Source organism: Wolbachia pipientis (assembly GCF_030373985.1).
GTDB lineage: Bacteria > Pseudomonadota > Alphaproteobacteria > Rickettsiales > Anaplasmataceae > Wolbachia > Wolbachia pipientis_D.
Genome location: NZ_JAUCRB010000003.1, coordinates 112,359 through 129,941 on the forward strand (window position 1 = coordinate 112,359; position 17,583 = coordinate 129,941).

The 17,583-nt window shown below is 34.8% G+C and carries 20 protein-coding genes, 1 other RNA gene and 2 pseudogenes; 13 read left to right on the forward strand and 10 right to left on the reverse strand.

Annotation, left to right across the window (positions count from 1 at the left end; translation table 11 throughout):
* The first annotated feature begins 370 nt into the window (after positions 1-370).
* The 12 genes and pseudogenes from QUS22_RS03625 (at position 371) to QUS22_RS03680 (ending at position 9,841) form a co-directional block, all read left to right on the forward strand.
* Positions 371-988 carry a murein hydrolase activator EnvC family protein gene (locus QUS22_RS03625; protein ID WP_289513638.1) on the forward strand — a complete coding sequence of 206 codons (618 nt, stop codon included), beginning with the start codon at positions 371-373 and terminating at the stop codon, positions 986-988.
* A gap of 12 nt (positions 989-1,000) precedes the next feature.
* Positions 1,001-3,469: a leucine--tRNA ligase gene (gene leuS, locus QUS22_RS03630; protein ID WP_289513639.1), complete on the forward strand. Its 2,469-nt coding sequence runs from the start codon at positions 1,001-1,003 to the stop codon at positions 3,467-3,469.
* A gap of 122 nt (positions 3,470-3,591) precedes the next feature.
* Positions 3,592-4,200 (forward strand): annotated as a pseudogene (locus QUS22_RS05630) (hypothetical protein).
* A gap of 313 nt (positions 4,201-4,513) precedes the next feature.
* Positions 4,514-4,864 (forward strand): annotated as a pseudogene (locus tag QUS22_RS03640) (magnesium chelatase domain-containing protein).
* Positions 4,865-5,034: 170 nt separating this feature from the next.
* Entirely contained in the window at positions 5,035-5,106 is a 72-nt protein-coding gene (locus QUS22_RS03645; protein WP_289513726.1) for a hypothetical protein, read from the forward strand.
* A 257-nt stretch (positions 5,107-5,363) separates the two neighbouring features.
* Complete coding sequence (locus tag QUS22_RS03650; RefSeq protein ID WP_289513640.1) at positions 5,364-5,771, forward strand: ATP-binding protein; 408 nt, start codon at positions 5,364-5,366, stop codon at positions 5,769-5,771.
* A 263-nt stretch (positions 5,772-6,034) separates the two neighbouring features.
* Positions 6,035-6,292 carry a hypothetical protein gene (locus QUS22_RS03655; protein WP_289513641.1) on the forward strand — a complete coding sequence of 86 codons (258 nt, stop codon included), beginning with the start codon at positions 6,035-6,037 and terminating at the stop codon, positions 6,290-6,292.
* Positions 6,289-6,567 carry a hypothetical protein gene (locus QUS22_RS03660; RefSeq protein WP_289513642.1) on the forward strand — a complete coding sequence of 93 codons (279 nt, stop codon included), beginning with the start codon at positions 6,289-6,291 and terminating at the stop codon, positions 6,565-6,567. The genes QUS22_RS03655 and QUS22_RS03660 overlap by 4 nt, the downstream gene beginning before the upstream one ends.
* Positions 6,568-6,810: 243 nt before the next feature.
* Positions 6,811-8,001 (forward strand): cell division protein FtsZ, encoded by a 1,191-nt coding sequence (gene ftsZ / locus QUS22_RS03665; protein WP_289513643.1) that lies wholly within the window; start codon positions 6,811-6,813, stop codon positions 7,999-8,001.
* Positions 8,001-8,399 (forward strand): EVE domain-containing protein, encoded by a 399-nt coding sequence (locus tag QUS22_RS03670; protein WP_289513644.1) that lies wholly within the window; start codon positions 8,001-8,003, stop codon positions 8,397-8,399. Before ftsZ ends, QUS22_RS03670 begins: the two co-directional genes overlap by 1 nt.
* 108 nt (positions 8,400-8,507) lie before the next feature.
* A complete protein-coding gene (gene ybeY / locus QUS22_RS03675) occupies positions 8,508-8,960 on the forward strand; it encodes an rRNA maturation RNase YbeY (protein WP_289513645.1) in 453 nt (150 codons plus the stop codon).
* A 92-nt stretch (positions 8,961-9,052) separates the two neighbouring features.
* On the forward strand, positions 9,053-9,841 hold the full coding sequence (locus QUS22_RS03680; RefSeq protein WP_289513646.1) for a succinate dehydrogenase iron-sulfur subunit: 789 nt from the start codon (positions 9,053-9,055) through the stop codon (positions 9,839-9,841).
* 3 nt (positions 9,842-9,844) lie between these two features.
* Here the strand turns inward: QUS22_RS03680 and QUS22_RS03685 are convergent, their stop codons facing one another.
* The 4 genes from QUS22_RS03685 to QUS22_RS03700 are packed head-to-tail and all read right to left on the reverse strand — an operon-like array spanning position 9,845 to position 13,293.
* Positions 9,845-10,981, reverse strand: a complete 1,137-nt coding sequence (locus QUS22_RS03685) for a hypothetical protein (RefSeq protein WP_289513647.1) — start codon at positions 10,979-10,981, stop codon at positions 9,845-9,847.
* A gap of 57 nt (positions 10,982-11,038) precedes the next feature.
* A complete protein-coding gene (locus tag QUS22_RS03690) occupies positions 11,039-11,818 on the reverse strand; it encodes a GNAT family N-acetyltransferase (RefSeq protein ID WP_289513648.1) in 780 nt (259 codons plus the stop codon).
* Complete coding sequence (locus QUS22_RS03695; RefSeq protein ID WP_289513649.1) at positions 11,808-12,290, reverse strand: phosphatidylglycerophosphatase A family protein; 483 nt, start codon at positions 12,288-12,290, stop codon at positions 11,808-11,810. The genes QUS22_RS03690 and QUS22_RS03695 overlap by 11 nt, the downstream gene beginning before the upstream one ends.
* A gap of 19 nt (positions 12,291-12,309) precedes the next feature.
* Entirely contained in the window at positions 12,310-13,293 is a 984-nt protein-coding gene (locus QUS22_RS03700; protein ID WP_289513650.1) for an NAD(P)H-dependent glycerol-3-phosphate dehydrogenase, read from the reverse strand.
* 320 nt (positions 13,294-13,613) lie between these two features.
* Between QUS22_RS03700 and QUS22_RS03705 the strand changes: the two genes are divergently transcribed.
* On the forward strand, positions 13,614-14,357 hold the full coding sequence (locus QUS22_RS03705; RefSeq protein WP_289513651.1) for a response regulator transcription factor: 744 nt from the start codon (positions 13,614-13,616) through the stop codon (positions 14,355-14,357).
* Positions 14,358-14,425: 68 nt separating this feature from the next.
* On the opposite strand, the gene rnpB is transcribed toward QUS22_RS03705, so the two are convergent.
* The 6 genes from rnpB to QUS22_RS03735 all read right to left on the reverse strand — a co-directional run bounded on the left by rnpB (position 14,426) and on the right by QUS22_RS03735 (position 17,175).
* Positions 14,426-14,775, reverse strand: an RNA gene (gene rnpB / locus QUS22_RS03710) — RNase P RNA component class A.
* A gap of 244 nt (positions 14,776-15,019) precedes the next feature.
* The gene (locus QUS22_RS03715) at positions 15,020-15,214 is read right to left on the reverse strand and encodes a hypothetical protein (RefSeq protein ID WP_289513652.1); all 195 of its coding nucleotides are present in this window, start codon (positions 15,212-15,214) and stop codon (positions 15,020-15,022) included.
* Positions 15,204-15,692 (reverse strand): hypothetical protein, encoded by a 489-nt coding sequence (locus QUS22_RS03720; RefSeq protein WP_289513653.1) that lies wholly within the window; start codon positions 15,690-15,692, stop codon positions 15,204-15,206. Before QUS22_RS03720 ends, QUS22_RS03715 begins: the two co-directional genes overlap by 11 nt.
* A gap of 77 nt (positions 15,693-15,769) precedes the next feature.
* The gene (locus QUS22_RS03725) at positions 15,770-15,904 is read right to left on the reverse strand and encodes a hypothetical protein (RefSeq protein WP_289513654.1); all 135 of its coding nucleotides are present in this window, start codon (positions 15,902-15,904) and stop codon (positions 15,770-15,772) included.
* A 276-nt stretch (positions 15,905-16,180) separates the two neighbouring features.
* Entirely contained in the window at positions 16,181-16,489 is a 309-nt protein-coding gene (locus QUS22_RS03730) for a hypothetical protein (protein ID WP_289513655.1), read from the reverse strand.
* 245 nt (positions 16,490-16,734) lie between these two features.
* A complete protein-coding gene (locus QUS22_RS03735) occupies positions 16,735-17,175 on the reverse strand; it encodes a hypothetical protein (RefSeq protein ID WP_289513656.1) in 441 nt (146 codons plus the stop codon).
* Between the last annotated feature and the right edge of the window lie 408 nt (positions 17,176-17,583).

The following is a 17,583-nucleotide window of genomic DNA, read 5'->3' on the forward strand; positions in this document are numbered from 1 at the left end:
CAGGACCGGTTATACTTAACTCACGAAGGGAGAGATAAGGATGCAGTAATGTCATCTGTTCCCTCACTTTTGGTCTTTTTTATTTTGCTATATCTCTACACCTTTGTCTTCACTCTTGTGAACTGAGTTATAGTCTATAATTTTTTCATTGCTCATTAAGCCAGAAATAAATCCTTTTGGTGGATCTCTGGTAGGCTAGGCAGGTTAATGTGTGTGGTAATACTCTGTCTCAAAGTGTCTTGTTTGCTTTTCTCGTTCTTGCTTATATAGCTCAATCTATGAAGGTGAAGTATAAGGTCAGTGCCAACAAAAAGGTCTTACTACCTAAAAAGTATGCTATTTAATATAGTCTAAATTGCTAAATAAATTTATGTGGCATACAGCCTTGTTCTTTATATTGTCAACAATACTGATAAGCTGTGGTCTGCAAAGATCTGCACCTGTGCTACTTAAAGGTGAAGAATTTTACGGAAAAAGAGACCTAGAGTATATGAGGGAATACCATTTAATTAGAGAAGATGTTGATCCTTTAGTGCGAAAAGAAAGTAGAAAAGCCACTATAGGTAAGGTATATAACAACAATATTCAAGATGCAGAAACTAATAAGGTAAATTGTAAATTCATAATGCCAATAAAAGGTACTGTTATTTCAACTACCTCTTCTGATGAAGAATGTAAAGATGGAGTAAAAATCGCTGCTCAAGGCGGAACAAATGTGGTTGCTTCTGCATCTGGTAAAGTTATATACGTAGGTAAGGGGCTTAGATGGTATGGGAATTTGATTATAGTGGAACATAAAGATAATTATATGACTGTATACTCCTATTTAAAGAACATACACGTTGAAATTGGTGATAAAGTAAGGCAAGGTCAAGTAATTGGATCCGCGGGTAAGTCAAGCATACAAGATAAAGACCCGCAGATGTGCTTCACAATACGACATAATGGCCAAGTAGTCGATCCTTTGGTGCATATGAACTGTGATTAAATTTGAATTTATATGAAATATAATTTTAAAAATGTTGAAAAATTCCACCAAGACAAGTGGGATTTTTCTATAAAAAAAGATGGTGAACAAGAAAAATGTTACGTGTTAGAAATGTTTCCATATCCATCTGGCAGGATTCATATGGGGCATCTGCGCAATTATGTAATAGGAGATGTGATAGCACGTTACAAGAGAGCTCGTGGATTTGAGGTTTTGCATCCTATTGGTTGGGACGCGTTTGGATTACCGGCTGAAAATGCAGCAAGAGATAACAATATTAACCCTGCAACGTGGACAAAAAGGAATATAGATAATATGCGTGCGCAGCTGAAATCTATAGGTCTTTCTTATAACTGGGAGCGTGAACTCTCTACATGTGATCCTGAATATTACAAATACGAGCAAAAATTTTTCCTGGATTTTTTTAAGCATGGGCTTGCCTATCGAAAAGAGTCGTGGGTTAACTGGGATCCAGTAGACCAAACAGTGCTTGCAAATGAACAAGTAGTTGATGGAAAAGGATGGCGGTCCGGTGCAGTTGTTGAAAAACGTAAGTTATCGCAATGGTTTTTAAAGATTACTGATTTCACTGAAGATTTACTCAAGTCTTTGCAAGATTTAAAAAATTGGCCAGAAAAAGTCAAAATAATGCAAGAGCGTTGGATAGGAAAATCCGAAGGGGTCACCATAGAGTTTGAAATAGTTGGTCTAAATAAGAAATTAAAGGTTTTTACAACTTATCCCCATACTTTGTTTGGAGCTTCTTTTTGTGCAGTAGCAGCAGAACACCCTATTGTATGTGACCTCAAGAGCAAAGAAACACAGAGCTTTATCAATGGCATAAAGACGAAGGGGGAGAATGATGAAAAAATTGGAATTTATACCGGATTGAAAGTCAAACACCCATTTCTTGGTAAAGAATTGCCGCTTTATGTAGCAAATTTTATATTGATGGAATACGGAGAAGGTGCAATTTTTGGGTGCCCTGCACATGATCAGCGCGATTTTGAGTTTGCGCAGAAGTATGGCTTGCCGATTATTCCTGTGGTTTGCAAAGAAGTCGCACAAACCATAGAGTATTTAAATGAAGCCTACACTGGCGACGGAGTAATGTTTAACTCTGAATTCTTAAACGGGTTAACAGTTAGTGAAGCAAAGGAAGTAATTATTAAAAAGCTTGAAGAAAGAGGAATAGGTAAAAGAACGATAAATTATCGTTTGCACGATTGGGGGGTTTCAAGACAACGTTACTGGGGATGTCCTATACCTATCACATATTGTAAAGATTGTGGTACTGTTCCAGTGCCAGAGAAAGACCTTCCCGTAGTTCTACCAACAGATGTGGAATTTACAAGCGGTGGCAATCCGCTTGATAAACATCCAACTTGGAAATTTGTTGATTGCCCAAAATGCGGAAAGCAAGCAGAGCGTGAAACTGATACATTCGATACCTTTTTTGAGTCTTCATGGTATTTTGCTGCATTTTGTAGTGAGAATAAATCTATCAATAAAGATGCATGTAATCGTTTTATGCCTGTGGATTATTATATAGGTGGAATAGAACATGCAGTCTTGCACCTGCTTTACTCACGATTTTTCTGTCGTGCTTTGACCAAATGTGGCTATTTTGGTATTCAAGAACCTTTCTCTACTTTAGTCACTCAAGGAATGGTCTGCCATGTGACTTACAAAGATGAGAATGGAAAATGGCTGTTTCCTGAAGAAGCAAGAGGATTAATAGAACAAGGTGCTACTGTCCAAATTGGGAAAGTCGAGAAAATGAGCAAATCGAAAAAGAATACAGTTGATCCAGACTTTATCATAGAAAAGTACGGCGCTGATACTGCTCGTTTATTAGTTCTGTCTGACACTCCTCCGGAGAAGGATATGGAGTGGTCTGATGATGGTGTGGAGGGCTGTTTTCGCTATATAAATAAATTGTGGCGTATGGTAATGCAGCTTAAGCCTGTGAATGTGCATTATGATAACGAGGGTGTTACGGGTGAATTTTTAGAGTACAGAAAAAAAATACATAAACTCTTACATGGGCTTACAGATGACTTGGAAAGCTGCAGGTTAAACTGTACAGTGGCAAAATTCCGCGAAATGACGAATTTAATAGCTGAAATAGATGTAAAAAGTGGAAAATCTCTTATTGGTGAAGGTATATGTATACTGATCAGAGTAATCGAACCATTCATACCACATCTGGCTGAAAGCCTATGGCAAGAAATTGGGGGTGAAGGTATGTTATATCTGCAGCCTTGGCCAAGAGCTATCGATTCATTATTAGTTAATGATATGGTGACTGTAGCAGTACAGATCAATGGGAAATTGCGTACAACGGTTGAAGTGGAAATTAATTTATCTCAAGAAAAATTGAAGAAAATAGCAATGGACTCTGTATCCAGTAAGATCGATCAAAGTAAGATTCGCACTATATATGCTGTGCCAAATAAGATAGTAAATATAGTTATATAAAAAATCTGAGTAGCACATCTTTGACTTTGTGGTCATGCTTTTTTTGAGATATAATTATATTCTTTTTAATATAAAGGATATATACTTATGCATTATATATATTTTTTTGTATGAGGAGTTATATGAAAATGGAGAGATTGTGCTCTTTAGATGTGTTGATCACTTCATCTCTAGCAGGCGCAGCTGGTAACGTAGTTGCTGATTTAGGAGATATGGACTATGCAGGTTTAAACTTCGGGTGCTGGATGGGGTGGTGGCTTTATAATAAAACCTAGTACTGTTTTTGGTTATCATCATGACAAAAACTCTAAATTTGAACTTGAGGTTCTCAGTAATATTAGTAACATCGCTAGTGCAGGTAGGGTAATAAGAGCAAGCTTATTGGCAAACTATCGTTTTTATCCTGACCTCGATATCGGTCTTGTTAAACTATATGTAAATGAAGGTTTAGGTGGGTATGTCCAAATACTGCCTTCTTTTGACTTTGGCGGAGGTGATACAGGCGGGGCTATAAGTGAAACTTCAGGTATTCATGGTGCAGATACTTCTGGTTTAGTGGAAAAAATACTAGGTTCTATTTCCTATAAACTGAAGGTAGGTGTTGATTATGAGATTACTCCCAGATAGTTGGTGCAGTTGGTGTTACCATGGGTGGGCAACTGAGTAGCTTTAAACCACCGATAAAAATACCAGATGCAGTTCTAAAAGTAGGAGTGCGTTATAATTTTTAATGTAGGCTAATTTATAAATTATGCATGAATAATTTTTAATGTTTATAGTAGCATTTAGAGATTAAAAACAACAGCCCAAACATAGGAAGAATAAAAGAATTCGTCCAAGGGAAACAATTCAGTAAGTGAGTTTGGCTGTTCACATGTGATCCTCAATTTGTTAGCTGTAATTATCTTCACAATACATAATCTTTATTTCATCACTTCATTAATATATTCTATAAATTATTTTATAGAATATATTATGATTGCAAACATAAATACTGCTGCACTTCAGGGAGTTAACATAGTAAATGCTAATGCACAAATTCACATGGCAAATGGTGTTCCTGCTTTTAATATTGTTGAATTGCCAGATAAAACTGTTGCGGAATCGAAGGAACGCATCAGAGCAGCTTTAAATTCAATTAATTTTACTACTACTTCCTAAAAGAATCACTGTTAATCTTTCCCCTGCGGACTTGCTGAAAGAAGACAGTATTATAATTTGGCTATTATTATGGGACAGCTTGCTGTAATGAATATTATACCAATTGACAAAGTTGAGTCTTATATAATTATAGGTGAGCTTGCCCTTGATAGCAGGATTATATCAGTTTCAGGAGTTTTGCCAGCAGTAATTGATATAAAACGGAAGAACAAAGGAGTTATTTCTCAAAGGTGAAATGGAGTAGAGGTTCCATGGGTAAAAATGTTTCGGTTCTGGCTATAAAAAAATTAACCGATATCATCGGATATTTTAAAGACTAGCAGTAAATTGAGCTGGTAATTTTTAATAAACCAAAGGAGAAAAGATCAGTTCTGGATATAAAGGACATCAAAGGCCAAGTTGTTGTGAAAAGAGCAGCTGAAATTGCAGCAGCAAGTGAACACAATATACTTCTTAATTGGCTTTCCCGGCACTAGAAAGTCGATGTTTGTTAAACGATTTATAGGGCTACTGCTTGATTTAACTGAACAATAGATAATTGATGTAAATATTATTTCCAACATAACACGGGCTGGTAATAAGATATTCAAAGTAACTTGTCCCTTGCGTGAACCTCATCATTCATGCTCTATGCAAGCAATAATAGGATGAGGGAAAAATGCAAACTGGAGACATCACTATGGCTCATAATTGAGTGTTATTCCTTGACAAATTGCCAGAATTTTCAAGACTCGTGCTTGATTCTCTATGCCAACCACTTAAAGATAGAAAAGTTATTATTTTAAGGGCTAAAGCCTACATTACTTACCCAGCACATTTTCAACTAATTGCTGCAATGAACCCCTGCAGGTGTGATTACTTGGGAGAAGCGAGTAGATCATGCAAAAAACCACGATGTGGTACAGATTATATGAACAAAATATCAGGGCCATTGCTCGATAGAATAGATATATGCATTAAGGTGCTAACCGTCAACGTACTTTTTCCTAAAATCCATTCAGAAGGAGAAAGCACTAGCAGTATAAGAGAAAGAGTAATAGCAGCAAGAAAAATTCAAGCTGAGCGTTACAGCGAATTAAGTATTAGTTGTAATTCAGATGTAAGTGGTGAAGCATTGAATAAATTCACTAAGCCAGATTAAGCAGGCTTAGAATTGCTAAAGTATGGCTAAAGGAAAATTACATTTCTAATCAAGGTTACACACACATATTAAGGATTATAAGAACCATTGCAAGTCTTGTAAAAGTGAAGAGATAAAAAGAGCACACATTGTTGAAACACTCAATTACAGAATAAGAGCATATTAATAGATTATTTGCTTGACAGGTGATTTCTCTTTACCGTATTCTACAACCACAATACAATTCAATATTTTTTTCTAAATTTCTATTTAGAAATAGAATTATGGCGGTAAGTTTTTTAAAAAACGATTCATTGATGAAAGCTTGGGGAAGGGGATACAATGACTCTGATGAAGGATTGAGGAACACAACTAAGGGAATTGTTAATGCAAACTGTCAATATGTATGTAACCATCCGTACAAAACAACCGCTGCTTTTATAGCAATTGCAGCAGTAACTTTGCCTACAGCTGCTTATTTTCTAGATCGAGCTTATGCAGTTTTGTTAATAAGACAGCAGAATCAGCTCATGCCGGCATGATAGAGGGAGGTAAGGAGCTATATGCACCTGCGATTACTAGCCCGGTATTTACTGATCTGCTAGCTGCTGCGATAGTGGGAACTATTGTAGCTCTTGCGTATATGAACTATAGTAAAGCAAGCCAAGTTGATAAGGTAAAGCAGAAGGTGCTCGAGGTTTGTGAAAAAGATGATCAAGGTGAGCCTGAAATTAAAACGGATAAAGATCCATCAACGATCTTGGGTAAAATTGCAAAAGTGATTGGGTTGGTGTCAGAACAACAGGCAAAAGCATAGTAAAGCAATTTCAACAGAGTAAAGGGGTAGGCTTCTACCCCTTTTCATTAAGCTTTCTATCTTTTGTATCGATCAAATAATATTATCTAAGAGTCTAGTAATGACCGGTGCTCATTAGTATAAATGTTAAGAATAAGTAAATCTTATTTACTATTTATTTCTATAAAAATGAAAAATATTTGCATATTGCTAAAAAAGCAGTAACTTATTATCAAGTGAATTCGCTAAATTTAAGTAATTTAAATGTCCATTGATCTTAGTCTGCCAGAGCTACCTATATTACACCCAAGGATTACAGTTGTGGGGGTGGGAGGTGCTGGTGGAAATGCTGTGAACAATATGATCCAATCCAATTTGCAAGGAGTGAATTTTGTTGTAGCAAATACCGATGCTCAAGCACTAGAAAAGTCGTTATGTGATAAAAAAATTCAGCTAGGTATTAATTTAACTAAGGGGCTTGGTGCAGGTGCTTTGCCTGATATTGGTAAAGGTGCAGCAGAAGAATCAATTGATGAAATTATGGAGCATATAAAAGATAGTCATATGCTTTTCATCACAGCAGGAATGGGTGGTGGGACTGGGACAGGGGCAGCGCCAGTAGTTGCAAAAGCAGCTAGAGAAGCAAGAGCAGGAGTTAAAGATAAAGGGTCAAAAGAAAAAAAGATATTAACTGTTGGAGTTGTAACCAAACCATTTGGCTTTGAAGGTGTGCGCCGTATGCGCATCGCAGAGCTTGGGCTTGAAGAACTGCAAAAATACGTAGACACTCTTATTGTCATCCCAAACCAAAACTTATTTAGAATTGCCAATGAAAAAACTACATTCTCTGATGCGTTTAAGCTTGCTGATAATGTCCTGCATATTGGTATTAGAGGGGTGACTGACTTAATGGTCATGCCAGGGCTCATTAATCTTGATTTTGCTGATATAGAAACAGTAATGAGCGAAATGGGTAAAGCAATGATTGGTACTGGAGAGGCAGAGGGAGAAGATAGGGCAATTAGTGCTGCAGAAGCTGCAATATCCAATCCATTGCTTGATAACGTGTCAATGAAAGGCGCGCAAGGAATATTGATCAACATCACAGGTGGTGGAGATATGACTCTGTTTGAAGTTGATGCTGCAGCAAATAGAGTGCGTGAAGAAGTAGATGAAAATGCTAATATAATATTTGGTGCTACCTTTGATCAAGCGATGGAAGGAAGAGTTAGAGTTTCTGTTCTTGCAACTGGTATTGATGGTAGCGTTAGCCATGACAATAAATTAGAAACTTCGTCTGCAAATCAAAGCGAGACTTCAGAGGAAGAAAAATTCAAGTGGTCTTACAGCCAAATCCCACTTCCAGAAACAAAACCAGCTGAACAAGTAAATGAAGGGGTTAAATGGAACAGCAATATTTATGATATACCAGCTTATTTAAGAAGAAAAAAATAATGCAATTTTGGCTGCTTAAGTCAGAGCCAGGTGAATATTCATGGCAAGAAATAAGAAAGGACAAGATAGTTAAGTGGGATGGTGTGTGTAACTATCAAGCTCAAAATTATATGAAAGCTATGAAATTAGGTGATTTTGCGTTTTTTTATCATACAGGTAAAGAAAAAGCGGTATTTGGAATAGTTGAGGTCTTTAAAGAATATTATCACGTTAGCGATCACAAATTTGGATTGGTAGATGTGAGGTTTTTCAAACCTTTAAATAATCAAGTGATGTTAAATGATATAAAGCAAAATCCACTTTTAAAAAATATGGCCATACTAAAACAACCACGTTTATCAATTTCTCCAGTCTCAGAGGCCGAATGGAATGAAATAATAAGAATGAGCGATGTGTAACACTTGCCATTTCAATTGGCTAATGATGTCTGTAGTTCTTCTTTTTTGGATTCCAGTAACAAGAACTGAAACGACACTAAACTGTATAACTCATATGAATTGTTGCTTATGTTAGAAGTAAATATTCTTGATGAGAGGTGGTACTGTATTACAGAGGATCCAGAGGCCTTTGTATTAAATATTATAAATGCTTCTCTGAATGAATTAAAAATAGACCACTATAAACTAAGCATCTCAGTGGCTCTGGCTGATGATAATTTGCTACATCAACTTAACTTAAAATTTAGAAAAATGAATAGACCAACTAATGTACTATCATTTCAGTGTGAGCAATTGTCTAATGAATGCGACTTAGGAGACATAGCGATTTCAATAGACACAATACAAAAAGAGTCGATTGAGTACCATGTACCCATTCCAGCTCACGTTGCACATATGTTAGTACATGGATTGCTGCATTTACTTGGTTATGATCACCAAAAAGGAGATGAGGAAATTATAATGAAAAATCTAGAAAGAAAGATTTTAGCTTTGCTTAGCTACAATATGTGCGCAATTTAAAAGGAATTTAACAAAAGTATAGTAGAGGATACCAAAATATGTTATCTACAAAGTAGAAAGGTTTCAGCTATAGACGATACAAGATAAGCGATATGTTTCAGTTTTTTCTGCCAAAGAATTCTAAAATTAATAAAAAGGGCAAAGTTTATCCTGCTCCTGCTAAGGCAAAAAATATTAAAAGATTTCAAATTTACCGTTGGTCTGCTGATGACAAGAAAAGTCCTAGAATAGACATATTTTCCATTGATATGGATAATTGTGGTTCCATGGTGCTCGACGCATTGATAAAAATAAAGGATGAAATAGATTCGACCTTAACTTTCAGACGTTCCTGCAGAGAAGGAATATGTGGATCTTGTGCTATGAATATTGATGGGACTAACACCCTTGCATGTACTAAATCTATACACGATGTGAAAGGTGACGTAAAAATATATCCATTACCTCATATGTATGTAATAAAAGACTTAGTTCCAGACCTGAGTCAATTTTATGAGCAATATAGATCAATTAATCCTTGGTTACAAGCAGATAAGCCTGATCTGCCGGATAAAGAATATTCACAATCTCCTGAAGATAGAAAAAAACTGGATGGTCTTTCTGATTGTATATTATGTGCTTGCTGTTCAACTGGCTGCCCAAACTATTGGTGGAACAGTGATAAATTTTTAGGGCCGGCAATACTGTTACAGGCTTACAGGTGGATCGTTGATAGCCGTGATAATAAAACGAGTGAAAGACTTGGAGCACTAAATGACCCATTTAAGTTATATCGTTGCCATACAATAATGAACTGTACAAAAACCTGTCCTAAAGGGCTTAATCCAGCAAGAGCAATAGTAAAAATAAAGCAGCTCATGGTAGAGAGAGAAGGAGTTTGAGTGTTACCTTTTGCATTCCTCGTAGGAAAAGAGTAAGCCTTCCGAAGCATAGGGTATTGTCAATATTCTGAATACTTTTCCATTTGAGAGATGGATCGTGTCATTATATGGCCCAAGTAGTTTTTTAAATAGTTCATGCCTTTGATTATTAATCGTTTGAAAATCCTTTTCTTCTAAAAGCTTTTTGGATTCGAACAGGTAAAGCATGACTTCGTAATAAGTTGGATTAGATGCTAGAAACTTTGTGTCACATTGAAAGGTTTTTACGAAAGCATTATTATAAAACTTTAGTTTTTGATTCTTACTGTATATCGTAATAGCAATTGGTAACTCCTCAAGTAAGTTTTTCTGTGCAGCTAAATAACTAGCTAACCTAGCACGTAACTCCTCTGCATCACTAACATCTTTTCCATACACTACCGTGCCACCAGAGTTTTGTATTGGGATTTTAATAAAATCAAAAACTTTGCGTTCGTTTTTGTAAGTTATCATATGTTTTCCTGATTTTGCGCTGTAGGGACTACTAGCGGCAGCTAACCTCTGGGAGCTATTTATATATTTATCATAAAACAAGTTACAAAACTTTACCTTTTTATTTTCATTATATTTAAGTATTGGAAATGGCAGAGAATTGAAAGTATTCCTGTAGTTCTCTATTTTTTGTTTAAGCTTATTATTTTCTAACTCAAGTTCGTTAGCTTTTATCTTATAGTCTGAGATGTTTCTTACCCATAACAGCACACCAATCACTTTATTAGAGTCGTCTATTATGCTTCTACCATAGCATGTACAGTAAACTTCACAGTCTTTTGACTTTAAATCCAGAGTAAAAGATTTATTTATCTTTTTTGCCTCAGTAAAATTTTTAATTAAGCTTTCTGATTGCTCAAAAAAATTTACAAACTCATTAAATGAGTAAAAAACAGTATTGAGCAAAATCAGTAAGTTGGGGGAAAATTTTTCTATACGTTTTGTTGCGTCCCAAATATAAAACCCATCGTCCACAGTATCAATTAAATTATTTATTATGATATTTTGATGTTGTAAACTTTTAATTTTATTATCTACTTTCAACTTAAAATAAGAGAGAAAGAATAATATTAAAATTAATAATAAAACTACTTCGTACAAAAAAAACATAACACTTTTAAAACAGATATAAAAATTTGTAACTGCTCAGTAAGGGTATGTATAAAGTCACGCTGAAGAAGTATACAAGTAAAGATTGCCTAATATCTGAAAACCCAATCTTTTATAAAGATTGACGGAAGGTTCCATACAATGTGCTACTACATATTTGCACTTAAGCTGCTGAACTATTTTGACCCTTTCTAAAACCATTTGGGTACCTATTCCACGATTTCTATGAGTTGGTAAAACTCCATCACTATAAAAACCAGCTATGCCGTCTTGAGTATAAAAGCCGCATGTTCCGATGATTTCATTGTTTAGTGTTACAAGAAAGAATCTTAATCCTGAGTTTTTATCATCACAACTTGGTAATCCGCGAAAAAATGTGCTGACAATTCCAACGTTATGATGAAAAATCTTAGAAGTACATAGATCTAACTGTTTTAAGAGATTGCTGCTATTTACAGCATTCAACCTTAAATTTGGAACAGTATCAGCAGGTAAAAAGTAATTTTTCATGTTAAATAAAGCTTTTTTTGGTGTGCTAACGTGTTTTATCCCGCATTTTTCTAAAATATCCTTTGTCTTCGTATACGAATTCATTACCCATGTTGCTTCTATGTTCCTTTTTCTTAGGTAATTTAGAGTGTTTTGCACAGAAAGTTCGGTACATCGATCTTCACAAAACACAAAATTGAATAATGACTCTCTGGTACCATTTATTGTGAATGTGATGTTATCAAATTCATCGTGAACTTCCCACTGAGATAAATTCGCTGTGTAAAGTATGTAATCCTTTAAATTTTGAGTAATCAAGCTTGAATAACAAATTTTCTTATCCTGCATAGACAGATAATGAACAATAAAAGGCCCCTATAAAAACACAGGCTAAAACTGCAGCTATAATATCATCTAGCATAACGCCTAGAGGACCTTTGATATTTTTGTCGATCAGATTTATAGGCCACGTTTTTATTATATCAAAGAACCTAAAAGAAAAAAAGCATAACAGCAGTAAAGGGCAATTCATTTTTTGGCTTAGCAATACCGAAATTAAAAATATTGTCAGTAATTGGCCAACTACTTCATCAATCACTACCTCTTTTGGATCATGTGAGGTCTGGTAATGTTTTATGTAATTACCTATGGACCATAACCCAATCAAGAATAAGAGTAGAATAATTGCTACACCTAAAATTCTATTACTTAATATTACAGGAACAATTGGATAAGAAGCTAAACTGCCTACATTACCCGGCATTTTTTTTACTGTGCCAGACAGCCACCATGTTGATATTAATTTATATAAAAATTTCACAATACACCAAAGTACAAGATTAGTTCATAAAAACAGAAATAGTATCCTCTATGCAGGCACTTTCATACAATAACTTATAGACCGCTTCGCATATAGACATTTTTATTTTTAGCTTTTCTGCTAAATAAAATGCAGATTGAGTAGTACTAAAGCCTTCAATTGCCGACTTACCTTCTAACAAAATTTGCTGAACATTAACACTGTTATTACTACTACCTATTTTAAACCCAAAGGACAGATTTCTCGACTTCAAGGATGTGCATGTCATAACTAGATCACCCAGACATGCCGGTCCAAGTAACGTACCCATATCTATATTACTGTTGTCGATTTTTGCTAGATACAAAACCTTTATTTCATTCATACTCTTTGTTATCAATGCTGCGTGAGCATTACATCCGAGTTTTTTACCCAAAATAATTCCACATGCTATAGCAAAAACATTCTTTAATGCTGCACAAATCTGTATTCCTATAACATCGCTACTATAGTACAATTTAATATTTTCCTGCTGTAGTTCTGATATTAGCTTTGAACCTAGTGTGTCATCTTTACATGCAAGAACCATTGAATATGGTAATTTTTTTGCGACTTCCATGGCAAAACTGGGACCTGAAAAAATAGCAACAGGGTTGTTAGGCAAAATTTCATTTACTACTTCGCTGGGTAGTTTTAATGTAGACTTTTCTATTCCTTTACAGGCTAAAATTATCGCTGCATCTTTTTTCAAATTACAATCATATAATTGCTGACATACCTGCCTCAAAGACTGGGTGGGAACAGCGAGGATCATTGCTGAAGCGTTAATTGTTTCTTCGATAGTAGACTTTATTGACACATTGTCAGAAATGTAACAACCCGGTAATTTGTCACTTTCTTTTGTTCTATTAATTGACTCAAATGTATCTTTATTGCGGGTCCATAGAATTACATCTTGCTTATCACTTAGTGAAGTTGCAATTGCTGTACCCCATGCGCCAGCACCTAAAATTGATATTGTCACACAATGTCCCTAAAAAGTATTACTTCTACTTTAGAATGGTAGGATAAGTAAATTAAAAATATAACATATATATAAGGCAGTTAAATATTTATTAACTTAAGTATTTTTTAGTAGTAACAGCTTTAATTCAACATTTACTAAAAGTAGTGTTATTCTTATGATATATAGTATATCTGTTATGTTTTAGATCTATTTATGTAATTTTGGGATGGTATGTCTACTATTAGTAGTTTTGACCATTTGTTAATAAAAGTTTGATTTGTTACTTTCCTTAGTTATATATATTACTAAAATTATAAATTACTTACGGGGTGTAAAATATGCGTATATTACTAATTGAAGATGATCAAGTAAGTGCAAAAACTGTAGTTAATGCTTTAACTTCTGATGGGCACTTTTGTGATGTTGTGACTTCTGCACAAGACTACAACAATAATATGGTTTCCTCAAATGGGGATCACTATGACCTAGTTATTCTAGATATACACTTGCCCGGTGATATTGATGGATATGATATATTGTTAAGATTGAGAAGTGCAAAGATTAAAGTTCCTGTCTTGATACTTTCATGTATATCTGCTGTTAATCAAAAAGCTAAAGGACTTGGATACGGTGCTGATGATTACTTAACGAAACCATTCCATAAAAGTGAGCTACTCGCTCGAATAAAAGCAATAGTACGTCGTACTAAAGGCCATCCTGAATCGGTGATAAAGATTGGTAACATAAATATCAATTTTGATCATAGAATTGTTGAAGTAAAGGGCAAAACGGTTCACCTTACTAATAAAGAATACTCTATGATAGAGTTGCTAGCGTTACGCAAAGGAACAGTACTAACAAAAGAAATGTTCTTAAACCATCTTTATAATGGCTTGGATGAACCTTCGGATAATAAGATAGTTGATGTCTTTATGTGCAAATTACGTAAGAAACTTGAAAGTGCAAATGACGGAAAAAGCCACATAGAAACCGTTTGGGGCAGGGGATATGTACTGAAAGAGTATATTGATGATGAAGAATATTCTAATGTTAATGTAGGCGAAAGTAGTGGTGGCTATTAAGAGGAACAAGTGAAGGACAATGTATAGCTTATATGTTTTTGAGTATAGCAAAGTCTATATTTATGCGAATGCCTAGGTGAAATATAAGCCGAGTTCTGTTTATGTAGCTATTTATCTAGAGTAAACGTTACCATTTACTGCATGCGATTTACCTGAGTAGGTATGAGGAAAACATAAAGTCTACTCTTATTTAATCTTGCTCCTAGTGTTGGTTACTCAACTACCAATGTTGCCATTGTTATGGTGTGCTCTTACCACACCTTTTCACCCTTACCTAAAAATATTTTAGGCGGTAATTTTCTGTAGCCCTATAACTGGAGTTACCCCCGGCAGGCGTTACCCGTCACTATTTTTCCTTGGAGCCCGGACTTTCCTCTGCTATGTTCAACGCACAGCAGTAGCTACTCACTTCACCTAGAAACTATACTTTAACATGAAAATCATAAAAGTAAAATAATTTCCTTGCTAGTCAATGATCTGCATACCAAACATTAGATTAAAACTATAGGCGATATTCTAGTACATCATTGCTATTCCAAGACAAGTCACTTTAACTCTTAGAATCTGAACTCCTACTGCCTCTGGGTGACGGACTACTCGATCTGCTACCGCTTTACACTAATACGCTGTCTGACATTATTTCAAGACTGCTTGTTCTGCTCTTATTGACAAAAAAGTTCTTCACTGTTATTTAAATGTGATTGATTTTCGTAATCCAGATTAGCTAGCTCTAGCACAGGAGCAGCATCATAAAGGTGATACTTTCTAATATATCTGTATACTATAAACCCTATAATTCCAATAATACCCATTACTACAAGTAAAAATCCCACTATTATTCCTGCGTTAGGCTCCATTATAGCACGTTGAATTGGATATGGAGAAGATATTAGTAAGTTGAGGAAGTGAAATTGTGGTAAACACAGAAGTTGCTGACTTCCTTACTCTAGTACTTAGTATAATAAATACTGTTTGTGTAGTTTTTCTTAAGTTTGTTGTTGGCATATTGGGCAGTGTTACCGTTGTTTCAGCTACTATTGTTGGTTCTGCTGACATAGATGTCGTGCTTATTTGAGTTGTTAACTTCATTGAAGGCTTACTCATTGTAGTACTGCTTGCTGTAGAAGTAGGTGAAACGGTAGCTGTTATAGGTTTTGTAGTGCTTATCTTAGTAGCACCTAAAGTTGCTATTGGCACATTAGTTGACACTGTAGTATCTATGGTCATTTTCGAAGTAACAGTTGTTTCAGCTACTGTTGTTGATTCCACTGTTGTAGGATCCAAAGCGCTTGTTTGAGTTATTGGCTCTGTTGAGTGTTGAGTAGTACTACTCACTGTATAAGTTGGTGAAACAGTGGTTGTTGTAGGTTTTTCAGTACTTGTTCCAGCATCCGTTGTCCACCCGCGGTAGTTTATGGAGTGATAGCTGTTGTTGGCTTTACAGTGCTCGTTTGAGTTATTGGCTTTGTTGGAAGTTGAGTAGTCTTTATAACTTCAGTTTTTGTTGTATCAGTAATTGCAGCAGTCGACATTTTCTTAAAAGTCACAACTGTTTTTGTAACAGCTATAAGAGCCACAGTACTACTAGAAATAATGCCTGGTGTCAATCAATCGTTAAAATATTAATAAAATCACTAATAGCTTTGACACTGTTTGTTGGTACTATCATTACCTTATGAGGTTTTTTAAAGCTTTTATGATTAAAAGTTATGATATTTTCTGTCATTTATTGCAGTTACAATAAAACTGTCTTAATCATTTTCCTTAAAGTATAATTGCTTTGTTGAATCTTCACACTCACAAACAGTAAAGTTTGATTTTGATCAATTCTTAATAAAACTTGTTAAATGTGACATTTGTTTATTAGACGACTGGCCTTCTGCAAGAAAAGCTACTAGATCATTCCCTTTCGTTTGCTTTACATATTGTAGAAAATTTATTTCATCTGAATCAAAAATAAAAGATGATGTTTTATTTACTTGACCATTTCTATTACCAAGGAAAAAGTCATCAGTTCCCTTTCCTACTTTCAAATTCTCAACTACTTCAGCCACATCAAACTTAAAAATATGTGTTTTTCTCACCTCTTGGTTCTCATCAGTAATTCTTTTTCTCACTTGCGTATAAAGCATCGTATTTCCATCTAATACCAATTGTCCAGGTTACCAAACTTGAATAATCTTTTTTCTATAACGCCTTTTTTTCCAAACGAAGTTTTAAAATTTCCACTTTTGTTTGACTTCAAGTACCAAAAAGCTAAGATTTGATCCTTTAAGTTGAGAGCAATTACTATTACATCACCATTACAAACTTTTACTGCTCTTGGTTGAAAGTAACTATTATCTCTGTTTGCAGGGTTGTTATTATTAGCATTTTTTTATAATTTAGTTTTACCTAAATATTCAACTAAAGGAGTATTGATTAACTGTTTAATTCCGTAAGTGTTGAATGTTAGGCCTTTAAAGTATTTTTTTCCTTCTTCGTTAGTTCCTTCTTCTGGAAAGATGACTCCAATTTTATCTACTTCAGTTGAGCTTTCTATTAGTGTAAGAGACTGTTGATCCTTGAATTCATTTGTTATGTTGATGCCCATATCCTGCTCGTATGTTTTTGATTGATACAACGGGCTAATGAGTAATTTCACTTTACTGCTTCTATTACCATCATCTTGATAGCTAAGTCCGTAGGCAACTTCATTTCCCTCAATGAATACTATGTTTGTTGGATTGAAACCTGTTGTTTCTTTAGCTCTTGGTGTATTTGAGTTAACTTCTAACAATTTGTTTAATATAAACATTATTTTATATAAAAATTTCATAAGGTCATTGTAAACACTTCAATATGCTAAAGTCGATAAAAATCTTAATTAAGATTGAAAAATTAATTTTTCTTAGTACTCTGGTATTATGCACTAATGAAACCAGAACCACTTGCAGTTTCTGTAAGCGGTTGTATGGCTTGAGCTAGCTATACTTCTTGACGGAAATTGTCCATTATAATAGGCGTGTTAACAGCGTAAAACTGTATGAGCCTTTTTAGCAGCATTAAAGGACTTTTTGGTTCTAATGAGTTAAATTATGAACCTAGAGATAAACTTGAAGCTAAGGTAAGTAAAACTTCTTAATAAGCATGTTTATAACGTCGAAGGAAGCAATTTGACAGTAGAGGTATTTCATAAGAATCTTGGTAGTGAGGAATTAAAAGATATTGAAAACACTACCAATGG